Consider the following 16,011-nt stretch of genomic DNA (forward strand, 5'->3'; position numbering starts at 1 on the left):
TCCCCGACCAGCCCGGATCCGCGCACTCCGGAAGCCTTTACCCAGTCATGACAGCCGGGTCGCTCACCCCCGGCCGCCCGTTCTCCACGTGGCCGGCGAACCTGCGCAGGAACGCCGGCTCGCTCTCGGACGTGACGGTCAGGTCGTACCAGCGCCTGCTCGCCGTGAGGTCGAAGGTGTGCTTGACGGTGACGCCGGCGCGCACGGTGAAGGTCCTGTCCCGGTCGCCGTATCCGCTGGTGACCTTCAACCGCACGGTGGCGGAGCCCTTGTTGGCGAAGGCCAGCTCGACGTCGTCGCCCCGGTGGCGCGCGGTGACCTCGGGGCCGGCGCTGCCGTTCGGGCCCTCGAAGACGCGCAGGAAGCCGTTCGGGCCGTGCACGGTCAGGTCGTACGAGCCGTTCGAGTACGCCGAGTTCCAGGCGTCCGCGACGGTCTTGCCGGCCTCGGTGGTGTAGCTCCAGGGGCCGTCGGCGCGGTTGCCGGAGGTCACCAGGAACGCGGCACCGGCCTTGGCGCCGGAGGCGAAGGTGAGCGTGAACCTCCCGCTCGCCGGGTCCGCCGAACCGTCCACGTACGGGGCGTACTTGAGCGGACGGGCGGGGCGCAGCCCGCGCTCCTGCCTGGGCAGGGCGGGGGTGGCGGGCGGGGTGGGCACGTAGTCGGGGTGGCGTTCGCGGTCCGGGGGCCGGTAGCCGCCGGTGTCGGGCAGGGCGACCGGCCGGGTGTCCTTGCGGGAGAAGTCGAACGCGGACGTCAGGTCACCGCAGACCGCGCGCCGCCAGGGCGAGATGTTCGGCTCGTGTACGCCGAAGCGGTTCTCCATGAAGCGGATGATCGAGGTGTGGTCGAGCGTCTCGGAGCAGACGTACCCGCCCTTGCTCCACGGCGAGACGACGATCATCGGTACGCGCTGGCCCAGTCCGTAGGCACCGGCGACGTGGCCGCTGTCGCCCTGGAAGAGGTCCGGGCCGACGTCGACCGTGGACCTGCCCTGGCCGGCGGAGGCGGGCGGGAACGGCGGGACCAGGTGGTCGAAGAAGCCGTCGTTCTCGTCGTACGTGATGAACAGGGCCGTCTTCGCCCACACCGCCGGGTCGCAGGTGAGCGCGTCGATGACCTGGGCGATGTACCAGGCGCCGTAGTTCGCGGGCCAGTTGGGGTGTTCGGTGAAGGCCTCGGGGGCGACGATCCAGGAGATCTGCGGCAGCTTGCCGCCCTTGACGTCGGCCGTGAGCTGGTCGAAGTAGCCCTCGCCCGTGGTGAGATCGGTGCCGGTGCGGGCCTTGTCGTACAGGGGGTCGCCGGGCTTCGCGTTCCGGTACTGGTCGAAGTAGAGGAGCGAGTTGTCGCCGTAGTTGCCGCGGTAGGCGTCGGCGATCCAGCCCCAGGAGCCGTCGGCGTCCAGGCCGTCGCCGACGTCCTGGTAGATCTTCCAGGAGACCCCGGCCTTCTCCAGACGCTCGGGATAGGTCGTCCAGCCGTAGCCGGCCTCGTCGTTGCCGAGGACCGGGCCGCCGCCGGTGCCGTCGTTGCCCGTGTAGCCGGTCCACATGTAGTAGCGGTTGGGGTCGGTGGAGCCGATGAACGAGCAGTGGTAGGCGTCGCAGACGGTGAAGGAGTCGGCGAGCGCGTAGTGGAAGGGGATGTCCTCGCGGTTCAGGTACGCCATGGTCGTGGCGCCCTTGGACGGCACCCACTTGTCGTACTTGCCCGCGTTGACGGCTGCGTGGCCGTCGTTCCAGCCGTGCGGGAGGTCCTGGAGGAAGGCCATGCCGAGGTTGTCGGCGCCGGGGTGGAACGGGAGGACGTCCTTGGTGCCGTCCGACTGGTGCCACACGGACTTGCCGTTCTGGAGGGTGACCGGGCGGGGGTCGCCGAAGCCGCGGACGCCTCTGAGCGAGCCGAAGTAGTGGTCGAAGGAACGGTTCTCCTGCATCAGGACGACGATGTGCTCGACGTCCTCGATCGTCCCCGTGCGGTGCTGGGCCGGGAGCGCTGCGGCGCGCTGGATGCTGTTGGACAGCGCGGTGAACGCCGTGGTGGCGCCGGTGAGCTGGAGGAAGCGGCGCCTGTTGACGTCGGGCATGGGTGGGGCCTCTCATCCTGGTACGGATGGCCGGAACGTGACGGAAGGTGCGCGAAAGGAGTGTTCCAAGAGCACCAAACGTCGGGGAAGGGTCTGGTGGCGCTGATGTGAAAGTCGTGAGTACGCAGGGTGTGCCGGGCCGGAGCGCGGGGAGGGTCGCGATCATGACAGAGACGCACACCTCGGCGTCCACGCCGACGAAACGGCCCGTACGCCAGCTCCTCGCCGCCTCCGTGGGCAACGCCGTGGAGTGGTACGACTGGTACGCCTACACGTTTCTGGCCACCTACATCGCCGCCGAGGTCTTCCCCAAGAGCGCGGACAACTCGCTGGTGCCGCTGCTGTCGACGTTCGCCGTCTTCGCGGTGGGTTTCTTCATGCGGCCGGTCGGCGGGCTGCTGATGGGCACGGTCGCGGACCGGCACGGGCGGCGCGCCGCGCTGACGGTCACCATCCTGCTGATGGGCGGCAGCAGCCTGCTGGTCGGACTGACGCCGACGTACGCGGCGGCGGGCGTCCTGGCTCCCGTGATCCTCGTCCTCGCGCGCCTGCTGCAAGGCCTGTCCGTAGGCGGGGAGTTCGCGGCCTCGACGACGTTCCTGGTCGAGTCGGCGGGGCCCGGCCGGCGCGGGCTGTTCTCCAGCTTCCAGTACGTGTCGACGACCGCCGGGCAGCTCGTCGCGTCCGGGATCGCCACCCTGCTCGTGGGCACGCTCAGCGACGGGCAGATGAACGGCTGGGGCTGGCGGCTCCCCTTCGTCCTCGGGGCCGCGCTGAGCCTGGTCGGCTTCTGGATCCGGCAGGGCGCGCAGGAGACCCGCAGCGAGGAGCAGCAACAGGCGCCGCGGCCGGGCCTGTTCGAGGCGCTGCGCCGCCATCCGCGCGAGTCCCTGCTGATCTGCGGGATCACGGCGGGCGGCACGATCGCCTACTACACGTGGACGTCGTACCTGCCGACGTACGCCGAGCTCAACGCGGGCGTCGCCAAGTCGGACGCACTTCTCGCGGGCACCATCTCGCTCGCCTTCTTCGGCCTGCTCCAGCCACTCGGCGGCCTGCTCTCCGACCGCTTCGGCCGACGCCCGCCGCTGCTCTTCTTCGGCCTGGGCTTCGCCCTTTTCAGCGTGCCGCTGCTGCACGCCCTGCGGGACTCCTTCGCCGTCCTGCTGCTCGTCCAGTGCGCGGGCATGGTCCTGCTGACCGGGTTCACCTCGATCAGCGCCGCCGTCAACGCCGAGGTCTTCCCGCCCCGCGTGCGGGCGGCCGGCATCGGCTTCCCCTACTCGCTGACGGTGGCCCTGTTCGGCGGGACGGCCCCCTATGTGGGCACGCTCTTCAAGGAGTTGGGGCACACCGGGCTCTTCCCCTGGTACGTCGCCGTCCTGTGCCTGGTGTCGTCGCTGGTGTACCTGCGGCTGCCGGAGACGGCCCACACGGAGCTACGGCGCTGAGGTCCACCGCTGTGCCACGGCCTTTCCCGCCCGGAGCGCGGCCACCGGGTCGGCCGCCTCGTCCAGTTCGATGAGCACCGTGCCGGCGCCAGGGGTGCGGGACATCGCGTCGGCCCAGCCCTTCCAGTCGACGATGCCCCTGCCCAGTTCGGCCATGTAGGGCTGCTGCCGGGCGAAGACCGTGTCGTCGATGGTGAGTTCCACGTCGATGGGCCCGACCGCGTCCTTCCAGTGCGCCAGGGCGATGCGCGGGGCGTGACGGCGTGCGACGGCGACGGGGTCGCCTCCTCCGAGGGCGATGTGGCAGGAGTCGGGGCACAGCCACACGTAGCGCGGGTCGGTGAGGGCCATGAACAGGTCGATGTCCCGCTCGTACCAGAGGGTGCTGTTGGACTCCGTGTGGAAGGCGAGCTTCACGCCGTGCCGGGACACCGCCTCGCCGACCGCGTGCGCGATGCCGGCCATGCGGGTCATGTACGCGGCGTCGACGAAGAAGGGCGGCCGAATCCCGTACGTCGTCCGCATGGGCAGTCCGGCGACGAGGAGTTGCGCCCCGGCCTCGGCGAGGAAGGCCGCGCGGCGTTCGGCGTCGGCGACGATCGCGGCCAGGTTCTCGCCGTGCCGCCAGTCGGGGCAGTCGCTGCCGGCGATGAAGGCGCTCACGACGGACAGGCCCCGGCCGGCGAGCTCACGGCGGAACGCCGGTGCGCTGCCGAAGGCGCGCAGGGCGGAGTCGATGTCGCCGGGTGCGAAGGTCAGCTCGATGCCGGTGACCCCGGCGTCGGCCAGCGCGTCCATGATCTTCTCCCAGAACCGCTCCGGGTGCTGGCGGGCCCAGTCGCGCACGGCGTCCGCGGAGGCGAGATTCCAGAACGCCGGGTGGTGGAAGGTGATGATGTCGGTCGCGAAGCGAGGCGTCATTCGGCACCGCCGCGGGCGTTGTAGACGACGACGCCGTCGGCGCTGTCGACGGCCTCGCGGTAGCCGCGGAACACGGCGAGCGCCTCGTCGCGCAGAATGTCCCCGACGACCTCGATGCCGCGTGCCTCGAACTGCCCGGCCCAGTCCGTACCGAGCGGGCCCTCGTCGAAGGTGGTGATCTCCTCCAGTTCCGGGCCCTCGCCGGCGACCACGAGAGCGCGCACGCCGGACCACAGGGTGGCGCCGTAACACTGGACGCACGGACGCCAGTTGACGACGAGCTCGTGTGCCGACAGGCCCTCGCCGCCCAGGTCCCAGCCGCCGGTCGCCGTCTGCGCCAGGCCCAGCGCGACGACCTCGGCGTGTGCGCTGGAGACGCCGGAGGCGAGGACGACGTTCACGCCGACCGAGACGATCCGGCCGGTGTCCCGCTCGGCGACGAGGGCCGCGAACGGGCCGCCGTCCCCCTCGCGCCAGTTGCGGTCGGCGAGGCGGTGCACGAGGCGCATACGGTCCTCGCGGCCGGGGACGACGGCGGGCACGTCGGCCAGTTCGTCGTCGATCCAGGCCGGCAGGGCCACCTGGTACTGCCTGGCGATGTCGATCATGGTGGTGCTTCCTGTCAGTGGGTGGCGAGCGCGGTGTCGCGCCGGGCTATGGCACGGGCGGCCCGGACGGCTGTCACCGCGCCGGTCAGGGTGACGTTGGCGGCCATCGCGGTGGGGATCACACCGTTGCCGGCGAGGTACAGGTTGTCGTAGCCCCACACCCTGCCGTCCGGGTCGCACACGCTGGTGCCGTCGTCGGCGGCGCCGGACCGGACGGTGCCGGTCTGGTGCAGCGAGGAGCCGGGTGGGAGCAGCGCGCTTTCGGTCGCGGGGTCGAAGGGGCCGAACTCCTCGGCGGTCGACCGGACTTCGTCCAGTGCCCGGCAGATCAGCGCACGGTCCGCGTCGCTGTAGCCGAACTCGACGGTCATCCGGGGCATCCCGGCGAGGTCGGTCTCCGTCTCGGAGAACACGAGCCGGTTCTCGGGGCGCGACTCGACGGGGGCGTACAGCGACAGGCCCACGGAGTGGGCGAGGGGCCGGCCGTGCTCGTCCAGATAGGTGCGGTTCATGATCTGGCCGTGGAAGGGCTGCGCCGCCCCGTTCTGCGGCAGCCACAGCGAGTCCGTGCTGAACTCGCCGGGGCGCTGCAGGGGCAGGTCGTCGACGCCGATGCCGAACCGGCCGAGGTCGAGCAGGACCCGGGCGGTGATGAACGCGTGCTCGTTGAGGTGACGGCCGAGCGCGTGGGGCCGTATGCCCGAGGCGAACAACAGCTGCGGGGTGCGCAGCGCGTCGGCGCACACCACCACGGTGTCCGCGAGGAGTTCGCAGGCGGCGCCGTCGGCGACGCGGCGCAGCCGGGCGCCGGTGACGCGGTGGTCCGCGACCAGCAGGGCCGTCGCGAGCGTGCCGGTCATCAGGGTGAAGGCCGGGTCCCCGCCGGTCGCGAGGGCGGGGAAGATCGTTCCCGGGGCCGTGCGGGGCATGGGGCCCGAGGTCGTCGGGGTGACGGCCATCGGCATCGGCTGTGGCCGCCGGTCGGGCGGTCCCGTGCCGTCGAAGCGTCGGCGCAGGACGTCGAGGACGGTCCGGCCGACCTCGGTCGGGCCGATCGCGGCGGGGGTGACGGCGAGGACCCGGCGCGCGGTGTCCAGGTCGGCGGCCCAGCGGGCCGGGTCGCCGAAGTCGAACACCTCGGGTCCGGCGGGCCACGGTGTCGCGGCGGTCCAGTGGACGCCCATGCCGCCCGCGTTCCAGGCGAGCGCCGTCGCGGGCATCGCCTCGGCGTCCTCGCCGAAGGCCAGGGCGTGGACCATGCCGGGCGTCAGGCCGGTGAGGCTGTCGGGGACCTCGCGCACCACCTCGGCGCCCGTGTACATGCCCTGGACGCCGGTGGCGACCTGTTCGTTGTAGCGGGCCCACAGGAGCGGGTCGTCGAGGTCGTGCAGGTGCAGGCCGGGACTCTCACCGATCGCGCTGCCGCCGTCCACCATGGTGATGTCCAGCGCCGGATCGGTGTCGCGCAGCTGTCGGGCCACGACGGATCCCATGATGCCGCTGCCCACGATGAGGACGTCGGTGCGGGGGGTGTCGGTCAAGGTGAGACTCCAGGTGTCGGGCCACGGGTGCCGGAGCAGAGGGGTGGGGGGTGCGCTCACGTGCGCGGGACGAGCGGGCCGAACAGCTCGGTGTCCATGCGGTCGAGGGCCAGCTTGACGGCGCCGACGAGGGCGGCGTCGCGGCCCAAACCGGTGGCGCGCAGCTCGATCGGGGGGGTGCGGGCGTCGTGCATCGCCGCACGCACCCGCGGCAGCAGGACGTCGGCCGCGTCCTCCAGGCCGCCGCCGAGCACGATGAGCGACGGGGCGACCGTCCACGACAGGATGGTGAGGATCGACGCGATGTTCTCCACGAACTCGTCGACCTCGGCGAGCGCGGCCGCCTCGCCCGCGCGCGCCGCGTCGAACCGGCCGAGCGCGACGCCGCGTTGGGCCGCGTCCGGTGACGTCAGCCAGGCCACCGGGTGGTGCTCGACCGAGCCGGCCGGTATGGAGCGGGCCTCGACGATCTCGCCCGCGGCGCCGTCGAGACCGCGGTGCACGGCGCCCCGGATGAGGATGCCGAGGCCGGTGCGGTTGCCCAGGATCGCCCATACGACGTTGTCGTGGTCGCCGGCCACGCCCCGCCAACGCTCCGCGAGGGCACCGAGGTTGGTGTCGTTGTCCGCGAACCAGGGCACCGGGACGCGCCGGCCCATTTCTTCGGGCAGGTGCACGCCTTCCCAGTGTGTGGTGTGCACCAGGCGCCGTACGACTCCGTCGTCGTCGATCGCGCCGCCGCCCGCGACAGCACCGGCGCGCAGCCGGTCCGCCGACCCGCCCGCGTCGTCGAGCGCCGCCAGCACCAGGGCGGCCGCGTCGTCGAGTGTGACCTGCGGGTCCTGGTAGGCGCGCAGCGGGCCGTGGGCCCGGCCGAGGATGCGGCCGCGTACGTCGGCGACGACCGCGGACGCGTCCGAGGTGGTGATGGTGACGGCCGCCAACAGCGCGTGTTCGGCGCGCAGTTCGTACCGTCGGGCGGGGCGCCCGGCGGAGCCGCTGACCGGCACCCGGTCCAGCTCCGCCACCCAGCCGGCTTCGACCAGCGAGTCCAGGATCAGCTCGATCGTGCGGCGGGAGAGACCGGCCCGCCCGGCGAGCGCGGTCAGCGTCGTCGGCCCGGCCGACACCGCCAGGGCTCGCAGGACGACGGAGGTGTTGACGCGTCGGACGGCGCTCTGGTTCATCCCCGACATCCCGCTCACCGCATTCCCGTTCCGGAGATGCCCTGCACGAAGTACCGCTGCAGGAACAGGAAGAGCAGCAGCACCGGCAGCATCACGACGATCGCGCCGGCGAGCATCAGGCCGTAGTCCGTGACGTGGGCGGCGGCCTGGCTGGTGGCGGCGAGGCCGACCGGCAGCGTGTAGGTGGACATGCTCTGGGCGACGATGAGCGGCCAGATGAAGTTGTTCCACGAGGTGAGGAACGACATGATCGTGATCGTCGCGACGGCGGGGCCCGCCAGCGGCAGGAAGATCCGGAAGAAGATCCGGAACTCGCCCGCGCCGTCGATCCGGGCCGCCTCCAGCAGTTCGTCGGGGATGGACATCGCGTACTGCCGCATGATGAACACCGACAGGGGCATCGCCACACCGGGCAGGGCGATACCGGTGAGGGTGTCCGCCAGGCCGAGGTCGACGGTGATCACGAACTGCGTGACGAAGACCGCGGTGAACGGCACCATCATCGCCGCCATGACCGCGCCGAACGCGAGCCGCCTGCCCGCGAAGTCGAGTTTCGCGAGCGCGTAGCCGGCGGCCGACGCCGCGACGATGTTGCCGGCCACCACGAGGAGGGCGACCACGACGCTGTTGGCCATGAACCGGCCGAAGCCCTCGGTGGCGAACAGCCGCCCGAAGTTGTCGAGGGTGACATGGTGCGGAACCCAGGCACCGGGGTCGGAGCGGATCTCGTCGAGACCGCGCAGCGAGCCGCTGATCACCCAGGCGAACGGCAGCATCGTGAGGAGCGCGCACAGCACCAGCGCGCCGTACAGCAGCGGCCGGGCGACGGACCGGGGGCGCGCGGCGACCCGGTCGGTGGCGGTTTCGGCGTTCCGCGACGCGGCGAGGGCGGTCATACGCGGGGCCGCAGCAGCCGGAACTGGACAAGGCTCACCAGGGCCACCATGACGAGCGTCACGAAGGACGCGGCCGAGGACATCCCGAACTCGCCGGCCCCGAACTGGTGGTAGGTGTACAGCGCCACGGATTCGGTGGAGCCGAGCGGGCCGCCGTTCGTGAGCAGGTACGGCTCGTCGAACACCTGGAGGTAGAAGACGGTCAGCAGCACCGACACCATCAGGGTGGTCGGCAGCAGCAGCGGCAGCGTGATGTGCCGCAACTGCCGCCACCGTCCTGCCCCGTCGAGTGAGGCGGCCTCGTACACGTCGTCCCCGATCGACTGCAGACCGGCGAGGAACAGGACCATCGCGGTGCCGAAGTTGCGCCAGACGCCGAGCAGGATCACCACTGGCATGGCGAGGTCCGGGTCGTCCAGCCAGTTCGGTCCGGCGAGGCCCACGGCGCCGAGCACCTTGTTGACGGTGCCGTCGGCGTTGAAGGCGTACTGCCAGATCAGGGCGATCGCCACGACGTTGGTGACGACCGGCGCGAAGAAGAGGGTGCGGAACGTGCCGCGCAGGCGCCGGATGCCGGAGTTCAACGCGAGGGCAAGCCCGAAGCCGATCCCCATGGTCAGGGGCACCCCGACGGCCACGAACAGGACGGTGTTGCGGATGTCGCGCAGGAAGCTCTCGTCCCGGAACAGACGGACGAAGTTGTCCAGGCCGGTGAAGTCGACCGCGAGCGGATGCCTCAGATCCGTGCCGCGCAGGTCGGTGAGGCTGAAGCCGAGCGCGGCGACGGTGGGCAGGGCCGTGTAGAGCAGGAACACCAGGGCGAACGGCGTGAGGAACAGCCAGGCGACGGCCGTACGGCGGGCGCGGCGCCGGCTGCGGCGTCCGGAGCCGACGAGAACAGGCGTGGTGGTCATCCGCCGCTCACTTCGCGCCCGTGCCGAGGCTCTCGGCGTACGACTGGATGTTCGCGGCGGCCTTCTCGGCGGTCGCCGTCTTCTTGGCCACGGCTTCCATCTCCTTGCCCATCCGGGTCGCGATCTGCTGCCAGGTGGTGACGCGCGGGAACGTCCGGGTGTTCTTGAGCTGGGTGAGGAACGCGTCGAGCAGTGGCTGGTTCTTGATGGCGGGGTCGTCCCAGGCGGAGATGACCGCCGGCAGCGAGCTGTACGCCTTGTACTGCGCGACCTGGGTGCCGGGCTTCGCGAGGTGCCGGACGAGCTTCCACGACGCGTCCGCGTCGCCGCTGTCCGCGAGCACGCCCCAGCTGCCTCCCGCGGAGAAGGAGACGCTGCCCGACGAACCGGCCGGCAGCGGTGCGGTGGCCACGTGGGACGCCGTCCAGCCGTCCTTCTTCGCGGCGGTGTCGAGCTGCCCGACCACCCACGGGCCGGTGATCATCGTGGCGGTCTTCCCGCTGACGAAGTACGGCTGCGCGTCGAGGAAGGTGGGCGTGGCGGTGTCGGCGACGCCCGAGGTGAAGAACGAGGCGTTGTACCTGAGCGCGTCGGCCATCGCGGGTGTGTCGAGGGTCCATTTCCCGTCGGCGGAGAGGAGCGAACCACCGGCCTGCCAGGCGTACATCGCGACGTCCTGGCCGTTGAAGAGGTCCCAGCCGTTGTCGGCGCCGAGGCCGTGTATGGCTCCGGCACCCTGGAGCGCCTTGAAGAACGGCACCATCTCGTCCCACGTGGCCGGCGCCTCGACGCCCGCCTTCCTGGCCAGGTCGGAGCGGTAGACGAGGGCGTACGTGTAGGCGTACCAGGGCACCGTGTAGGCCACGTCGTCGACCACGCCCGCGTCCCACAGGCTCTTGAAGAAGCCGGCCGGGTCGACGAGGCCGTCCGGAACGGGCCGCAGGATCGACGGGTCGAGGAACTGCGCCTGCGACTCGGGGAAGAACTGGGCCACGTCGGGGCCCTTGCCCGCCGCGATCGCCGCCTGGAGCTTGGTGTAGTACTCGGCGTTCGGGATCAGCGTGAACCTCACGGTGACGTCGGGGTTCGCGCTCTTGAAGGGTTCGATGACCTTCTCCAGCACGTCGGCGTCGCCCTGGGCGGCCCAGACGCTGACGGTGCCGGTGGCCGGGGAGTCGTCGATCGGCTTGGCGGAGGTTTTGGCCGCCGTGGTGTCGCCCTCGCGCCCGCAGCCGGTCAGGCCGAGGGTGCCGAGAACGGCCATGCCGGCGGTCAGCTTCAGGGCACCGCGTCTGGAGAGGTTGGGCACCTTGGGCTCCTGGGATTTCAGGGGGAAGTAGCTTTTTCGGTCCGACGGACCCAGGAGCGAAGCTATGAGCGATGCATTTCGGCCACATGCACGGAGCCGTCCCGAATAATTTCGGAACGTGTAGCGAATTCGGTCAGGGCGCCCGGGCCGCGCGGGGGCCGCCGCCCGCCTTCCGCGAGACGGAAGAGGCATTGCCGTGCCCTGACGCCCTTCCGGATGATGTCGCCATCACCAGAGAGACGGAGCCGCTTCCATGCCTCACACCACCGCCTTCGCCAGGAACCAGTGGTACGTCGCCGCCTACAGCCACGAGGTCGGACGCGAGGAGTTGCTCGGCCGGACGATCCTCGGTGAACCGCTCGTCTTCTACCGCACCGAGGAGGAGGGGACGCCCGTCGCGCTGCACGACCGGTGCGTGCACCGGCGCTACCCGCTCTCCAAGAGCGGACTCGACGGTGACCGCATCGTCTGCGGCTACCACGGCTTCACGTACGACAAGACGGGCGCCTGCGTGTACGTGCCCGGGCAGAAGCGCGTCCCGCGCACCGCCCGCGTCGCTTCCTACCCGGTCGTCGAGCAGGACTCCCTGGTCTGGGTGTGGATCGGCGACCCGGCGCTCGCCGACCCGCAGGCCATCCCCCGGGCCCGCCACCTCGACTCCCCCGGCTGGGTGACGGTACGCGGCATGGAGCCGATCGACGCCGACTACGGCCTGCTGGTCGACAACCTCCTCGACCTGTCCCACGAGACGTATCTGCACGGCGGCTACATCGGCACCCCCGAGGTCGCCGAGACGCCGATCACCACCGAGGTCGACGAGGGCGCCGGGATCGTACGGGTGAGCCGGCACATGGACGACGCGGAGTGCCCGCCGTTCTACGCCAAGTCCACCGGCATCAAGGGCCGGATCACGCGCTGGCAGGACATCGAATACCACGCGCCCTGTCTCTACCTGCTGCACAGCCGGATCGCGCCGGTCGGTGTGGTGCCCGAGGCGGACGGCAGCGACCCGAACGGCTTCCACACCGAGATCACGTACGCCATCACGCCGTCCGCCGACGGCAAGGTGTACGACTTCTGGATGGTCTCGCGCGACTGGGCGACGGAGGACGCCGAGGTCACGGAGTTCCTGCGGGGCAACAACCACACGGTCGTCATGCAGGACGTCGACGCGCTCAACCTGCTCCAGGAGACGCTCGGCAGCGAGCGCACCGGCTACCAGGAGCTGAGCATCAACATCGACACCGGCGGCCTCGCCGCCCGCCGTATCCTCGCCCGTCTGGTCGAGGAGGGCGCGAAGCCGATGGAGAAGGTCCAGTGACCAGCCCCACCGGCGAGGTCTACCGCATCGACTGGCTGCCCGGCACGGACATCCTGCACGGCACCTGTCACTGCGGCCGCGAGCACACCTCGCAGGACCCGATCGAGATGTGGGAGTGGATGCTCGCCCACCCGCAAGGACACGAGCCGCAAGGAAACAGCTCATGACCCTGTACGAAGCCGAACTCGTCGTCGAGCAGCGGGAGTTCGCGGCGGACGGAGTGCTCGCCCTGACCCTGCGTCATCCGCTGGGCGAACCGCTTCCGGTCTGGGAGCCCGGCGCCCACATCGACGTCGTGCTCGGGCCTGACCTGGAGCGCCAGTACTCGCTGTGCGGCGACCCGGCCGACCGCGGAGCCTGGCGGATCGCCGTCCTGCGCGAGCCGGACGGGCGCGGCGGATCCGCCCATGTGCACGGGCAGTTGGTGCAGGGCGACAAGCTGCGGGTGCGCGGTCCGCGCAACCACTTCGCCCTGCACCCCGCGCCCCGCTACCGCTTCGTCGCGGGCGGCATCGGCATCACGCCGATCCTTCCGATGCTGGCGGCGGCGGAGGCGGCGGGCGCCGAGTGGACGCTGCTGTACGGCGGCCGGAGCCGTCAATCCATGGCGTTCGCAGGCGAGTTGGCGCGTTACGGGGACCGGGTCACGATCGCCCCGCAGGACGAGTCCGGTCTGCTGGACCTGGGCCCGGTGCTCGACGACGTCCCCGAGGGCACCCTCGTCTACTGCTGCGGTCCCGGGCCGCTCCTCGACGCGGTGGAGGCGCGGTGCCCGGCCGGGGTGCTGCGTGTCGAACGGTTCCAGCCCAAGGAGCAGGAGGCGGGCGAGACCACCGAGTTCGAGGTCGAGCTGGCGCGGAGCGGCCGGACGCTCACCGTCCCGAAGGACGTCTCCGTGCTCGACACCGTGCGAGCCGCGGGCGTCGAGGTGCTGTTCTCCTGCACCGAGGGCACCTGCGGCACCTGCGAGACCGACGTCCTCGAAGGCACCCCGGACCACCGGGACTCGGTGCTCACGGACGAGGAGCGGGAGGCCGGGGAGACCATGCTCATCTGTGTGTCCCGGTGCCGGGGCAGGCGGCTCGTCCTCGACCTGTAGACAGCCCGAGGTCGGTCTCGATCCCGGCGACCGCCGCCAGCAGGGGCGGCAGCAGGTCCCGGCGCACCGACGCCAGGGAGTTGCGGCTGGCGTGCACCGGGATGTTCACCGCCGCCACCACCTCGCCGCCCCGGTCCCGCACCGGGGCGGCGATCGAGCGCAGCCCCTCCTCCAGTTCCTGGTCGACGAGGGCGTATCCCTGCCGGCGTACCCGGTCGAGCTCGGCCCGGAGCGCCTTCACCGACACGATGGTGCGGGCGGTCAGCGGACGCAGGTCGGCGCGGGCGAGCCGCGCCTGAAGCTCCTCGTCCGGCAGATGGGCGAGGATGACCCGGCCCACGGAGGTGGCGTGGGCCGGGAAGCGGGTGCCGACGGTGATGGCCGCGGTCATGATGCGGCGGGCCGGCACCCGGGCCACGTACACGACGTCGTCGCCGTCGAGCACGCACAGGGACGACGACTCCCTGGTGCGCTCCACGAGTTGCTCCAGATGCGGTTCGGCGATCTGGGGCAGTGAGAAGCTCGACAGGTAGGAGTAGCCGAGTTCCAGCACGCGCGCGGTGAGCCGGAACGTGCGGCCGTCCTGGTGGACGTAGCCGAGGTCGGCGAGGGTCAGCAGCAGCCGGCGGGCGGCCGCGCGGGTCAGGTCGCAGGTGCGGGCGACCTCGCTGAGCGTGCGCACCGGGTGCTCGGCGTCGAAGGCGCGGATGACGGCGAGGCCGTGCTCGAAGGACCTCACGAAGTGCGCTGCTCGGACTGGCTCGGGCATCCGGCGCCTCCAGCACTGTCAACCATGTGGTCTCCGGCCCAATTGACCCTGAACCGTTGCGAGTTCTACCTTCCCGCTGAGCGGGCCTGCGCACTACTGTGCGGTCTGCGCACAACCTGTCGGAACACCGTTGCACCGTTGTCTGCACAGGAGGAGCCCATGCGTCGTCTGTTCGCCGGTCTCACCGCCGGCGCCTTCCTGCTCGCCGGGACGGCCTGCGGCTCGTCCGACGGTGGTTCGTCGGACGCGAGCGAGTCGTCCGGGGGCACCACCACGGTCAAGGTCGGGCTCATCCCGATCGTCGATGTCGCGCCCCTCTACCTCGGCCAGAAGAAGGGCTTCTACGGAAAGCGCGGTCTCAAGCTGGAGTTGACGGCCGCTCAGGGCGGTGCGGCGATCGTGCCCGCCGTGGCGTCGGGCCAGTACCAGTTCGGGTTCTCCAACGTCACCTCGCTGATGATCGCCCAGTCCAACAGCGTCCCCGTCAAGGCCGTCGTCAACGGCATCGCCTCGACCGGCGTGCAGGGCAAGGACTTCAACGGCCTCGTGGTGAAGAAGGGCAGCGCCATCACCTCGCCCAGGGAGCTGGAGGGCAAGAAGGTCGCCATCAACACCCTCAAGAACATCAACGAGTCCGCGGTACGCGAGTCGGTGCGCAAGGCGGGCGGCGACCCCGACAAGGTGAAGTTCGTCGAGCTCGCCTTCGACCAGATGCCCGCGGCCCTCGACAAGGGGCAGATCGACGCCGCGAGCGTGGTCGAGCCGGCGCTCGCCACCGTCAAGAGCCAGGGCGGTGTGGAGATCGACTCGCCGCTGATCGACGTGGCGCCGGACCTGACCGTCGCCATGTACTTCACGTCGGCGCAGTATCTCCGGAAGAACCCGGACGTGGTGAAGAGGTTCGAGGAGGCCACCGCCGAGTCCCTCGCGTACGCCGACAGCCACCCGGACGAGGTCCGCGAGGTCGTCACGACGTACACGAAGATCCCGGCGTCGGTGCTGGCGCAGGTCACCCTGCCGAAGTGGCCGGCCGAGGCGAACCGCGCCTCCATCGAGGCACTGGCGAAGCTCGGTGAGCAGGACGGGCTCTTCAAGAAGACCCCCGACCTGGACGCGCTCCTGCCGTGAAGGGTGAGAACGCGGTCCTCGGCGCCGCCGGGCTCGCGGCCTTCCTCGCCCTGGGCGAGGCGGTGCCGCGGCTCGGCCTCGTCAAGGAGGCCTACTTCCCGCCGACCAGCCGCATCGCCGGCGCCTTCGCGGACGAACTCGCCGACAGCGCCTTCTGGTCGGCGCTCGGCGACACCCTCACCGGCTGGGCGCTGGGCCTCGCGATCGCGGCCTGCGCGGGAATCGTCGCCGGCGTGGTGATCTCCGTCGTCCCGTATCTGCGCGAGGCGACCGCCTCGACGATCGAGTTCCTGCGCCCGATCCCCTCGGTCGCCCTGATCCCCCTGGCGGTGCTGCTGTACGGCACCGAACTGCGCTCGGTGCTCCTGCTCGTCGTGTACGCCTCCTTCTGGCAGATCCTCATCCAGACCCTCTACGGCGTGCAGGACGTCGACCCGGTCGCCGAGGAGACGGCACGGTCCTACGGCCTGGGCACCTGGGCTCGGGTCCGGTACGTGCTGTGGCCGACCGCGCTGCCGTACGTGATGACCGGGGTCCGACTGGCGGCGGCCGTCGCCCTGATCCTCACCATCACCGCCGAACTCGTCATCGGGGCACCGGGGTTGGGTGCCCGGATCGCGGTCGCGCAGACCTCGCAGGCGGTGCCCGAGATGTACGCGCTGATCGTGGTCACCGGTCTGCTGGGGCTGTTCATCAACGTGGGCGCCCGGACGGTGGAGCGACGGGCCCTGGCCTGGCACCAGTCGGTGCGCGGGGAGGTGGCGGTGTGATGGGGGTC

The 16,011-nt window shown here is 71.1% G+C and carries 15 protein-coding genes; 6 read left to right on the plus strand and 9 right to left on the minus strand.

Annotated features, from left to right (window positions below; genetic code table 11):
• Nucleotides 1–37 precede the first annotated feature (37 nt).
• On the minus strand, nucleotides 38–2,089 hold the full coding sequence (locus ACWBNA_RS21170; protein WP_482705991.1) for a phosphocholine-specific phospholipase C: 2,052 nt from the start codon (nucleotides 2,087–2,089) through the stop codon (nucleotides 38–40).
• Between the two features lie 164 nt (nucleotides 2,090–2,253).
• Between ACWBNA_RS21170 and ACWBNA_RS21175 the strand changes: the two genes are divergently transcribed.
• The gene (locus ACWBNA_RS21175) at nucleotides 2,254–3,540 is read left to right on the plus strand and encodes an MFS transporter (RefSeq protein WP_482705992.1); all 1,287 of its coding nucleotides are present in this window, start codon (nucleotides 2,254–2,256) and stop codon (nucleotides 3,538–3,540) included.
• Here ACWBNA_RS21175 and ACWBNA_RS21180 read toward each other — a convergent pair.
• Genes ACWBNA_RS21180 through ACWBNA_RS21210 form a run of 7 tightly spaced genes read right to left on the minus strand, consistent with a single transcriptional unit; the run spans nucleotide 3,529 to nucleotide 10,916 of the window.
• Nucleotides 3,529–4,461, minus strand: coding sequence for a sugar phosphate isomerase/epimerase family protein (locus ACWBNA_RS21180; RefSeq protein WP_482705993.1), 933 nt, complete (start codon nucleotides 4,459–4,461; stop codon nucleotides 3,529–3,531). The two genes, ACWBNA_RS21175 and ACWBNA_RS21180, sit on opposite strands and share 12 nt — an antisense overlap.
• Nucleotides 4,458–5,069, minus strand: a complete 612-nt coding sequence (locus ACWBNA_RS21185; RefSeq protein ID WP_482705994.1) for a nucleoside deaminase — start codon at nucleotides 5,067–5,069, stop codon at nucleotides 4,458–4,460. The genes ACWBNA_RS21180 and ACWBNA_RS21185 overlap by 4 nt, the downstream gene beginning before the upstream one ends.
• Before the next feature lie 14 nt (nucleotides 5,070–5,083).
• Nucleotides 5,084–6,610 carry a GMC oxidoreductase gene (locus ACWBNA_RS21190; protein WP_482705995.1) on the minus strand — a complete coding sequence of 509 codons (1,527 nt, stop codon included), beginning with the start codon at nucleotides 6,608–6,610 and terminating at the stop codon, nucleotides 5,084–5,086.
• 56 nt (nucleotides 6,611–6,666) lie between these two features.
• Complete coding sequence (locus ACWBNA_RS21195) at nucleotides 6,667–7,797, minus strand: ROK family transcriptional regulator (RefSeq protein WP_482705996.1); 1,131 nt, start codon at nucleotides 7,795–7,797, stop codon at nucleotides 6,667–6,669.
• 14 nt (nucleotides 7,798–7,811) lie between these two features.
• Nucleotides 7,812–8,693 carry a carbohydrate ABC transporter permease gene (locus ACWBNA_RS21200; protein ID WP_482705997.1) on the minus strand — a complete coding sequence of 294 codons (882 nt, stop codon included), beginning with the start codon at nucleotides 8,691–8,693 and terminating at the stop codon, nucleotides 7,812–7,814.
• The gene (locus tag ACWBNA_RS21205) at nucleotides 8,690–9,607 is read right to left on the minus strand and encodes a carbohydrate ABC transporter permease (RefSeq protein WP_482705998.1); all 918 of its coding nucleotides are present in this window, start codon (nucleotides 9,605–9,607) and stop codon (nucleotides 8,690–8,692) included. The genes ACWBNA_RS21200 and ACWBNA_RS21205 overlap by 4 nt, the downstream gene beginning before the upstream one ends.
• 7 nt (nucleotides 9,608–9,614) lie before the next feature.
• Nucleotides 9,615–10,916, minus strand: coding sequence for an extracellular solute-binding protein (locus ACWBNA_RS21210; protein ID WP_482705999.1), 1,302 nt, complete (start codon nucleotides 10,914–10,916; stop codon nucleotides 9,615–9,617).
• Nucleotides 10,917–11,169: 253 nt separating this feature from the next.
• Here ACWBNA_RS21210 and ACWBNA_RS21215 point away from each other — a divergent pair, with 253 nt between their 5' ends.
• Genes ACWBNA_RS21215 through ACWBNA_RS21225 form a run of 3 tightly spaced genes read left to right on the plus strand, consistent with a single transcriptional unit; the run spans nucleotide 11,170 to nucleotide 13,336 of the window.
• Entirely contained in the window at nucleotides 11,170–12,237 is a 1,068-nt protein-coding gene (locus ACWBNA_RS21215) for a Rieske 2Fe-2S domain-containing protein (RefSeq protein ID WP_482706000.1), read from the plus strand.
• Complete coding sequence (locus ACWBNA_RS21220) at nucleotides 12,234–12,404, plus strand: hypothetical protein (RefSeq protein ID WP_482706001.1); 171 nt, start codon at nucleotides 12,234–12,236, stop codon at nucleotides 12,402–12,404. The genes ACWBNA_RS21215 and ACWBNA_RS21220 overlap by 4 nt, the downstream gene beginning before the upstream one ends.
• Nucleotides 12,401–13,336, plus strand: coding sequence for a PDR/VanB family oxidoreductase (locus ACWBNA_RS21225; RefSeq protein ID WP_482706002.1), 936 nt, complete (start codon nucleotides 12,401–12,403; stop codon nucleotides 13,334–13,336). The genes ACWBNA_RS21220 and ACWBNA_RS21225 overlap by 4 nt, the downstream gene beginning before the upstream one ends.
• On the opposite strand, the gene ACWBNA_RS21230 is transcribed toward ACWBNA_RS21225, so the two are convergent.
• Nucleotides 13,287–14,105: an IclR family transcriptional regulator domain-containing protein gene (locus ACWBNA_RS21230; RefSeq protein WP_482706003.1), complete on the minus strand. Its 819-nt coding sequence runs from the start codon at nucleotides 14,103–14,105 to the stop codon at nucleotides 13,287–13,289. The genes ACWBNA_RS21225 and ACWBNA_RS21230 overlap by 50 nt on opposite strands.
• A 159-nt stretch (nucleotides 14,106–14,264) precedes the next feature.
• Here ACWBNA_RS21230 and ACWBNA_RS21235 point away from each other — a divergent pair, with 159 nt between their 5' ends.
• Both ACWBNA_RS21235 and ACWBNA_RS21240 read left to right on the plus strand, forming a co-directional pair.
• Complete coding sequence (locus ACWBNA_RS21235) at nucleotides 14,265–15,233, plus strand: ABC transporter substrate-binding protein (protein WP_482706004.1); 969 nt, start codon at nucleotides 14,265–14,267, stop codon at nucleotides 15,231–15,233.
• Nucleotides 15,230–16,003, plus strand: a complete 774-nt coding sequence (locus ACWBNA_RS21240; protein WP_482706005.1) for an ABC transporter permease — start codon at nucleotides 15,230–15,232, stop codon at nucleotides 16,001–16,003. Before ACWBNA_RS21235 ends, ACWBNA_RS21240 begins: the two co-directional genes overlap by 4 nt.
• Nucleotides 16,004–16,011 lie beyond the last annotated feature (8 nt).

The sequence above is a fragment of the Streptomyces sp. Q2 genome (assembly GCF_056820935.1).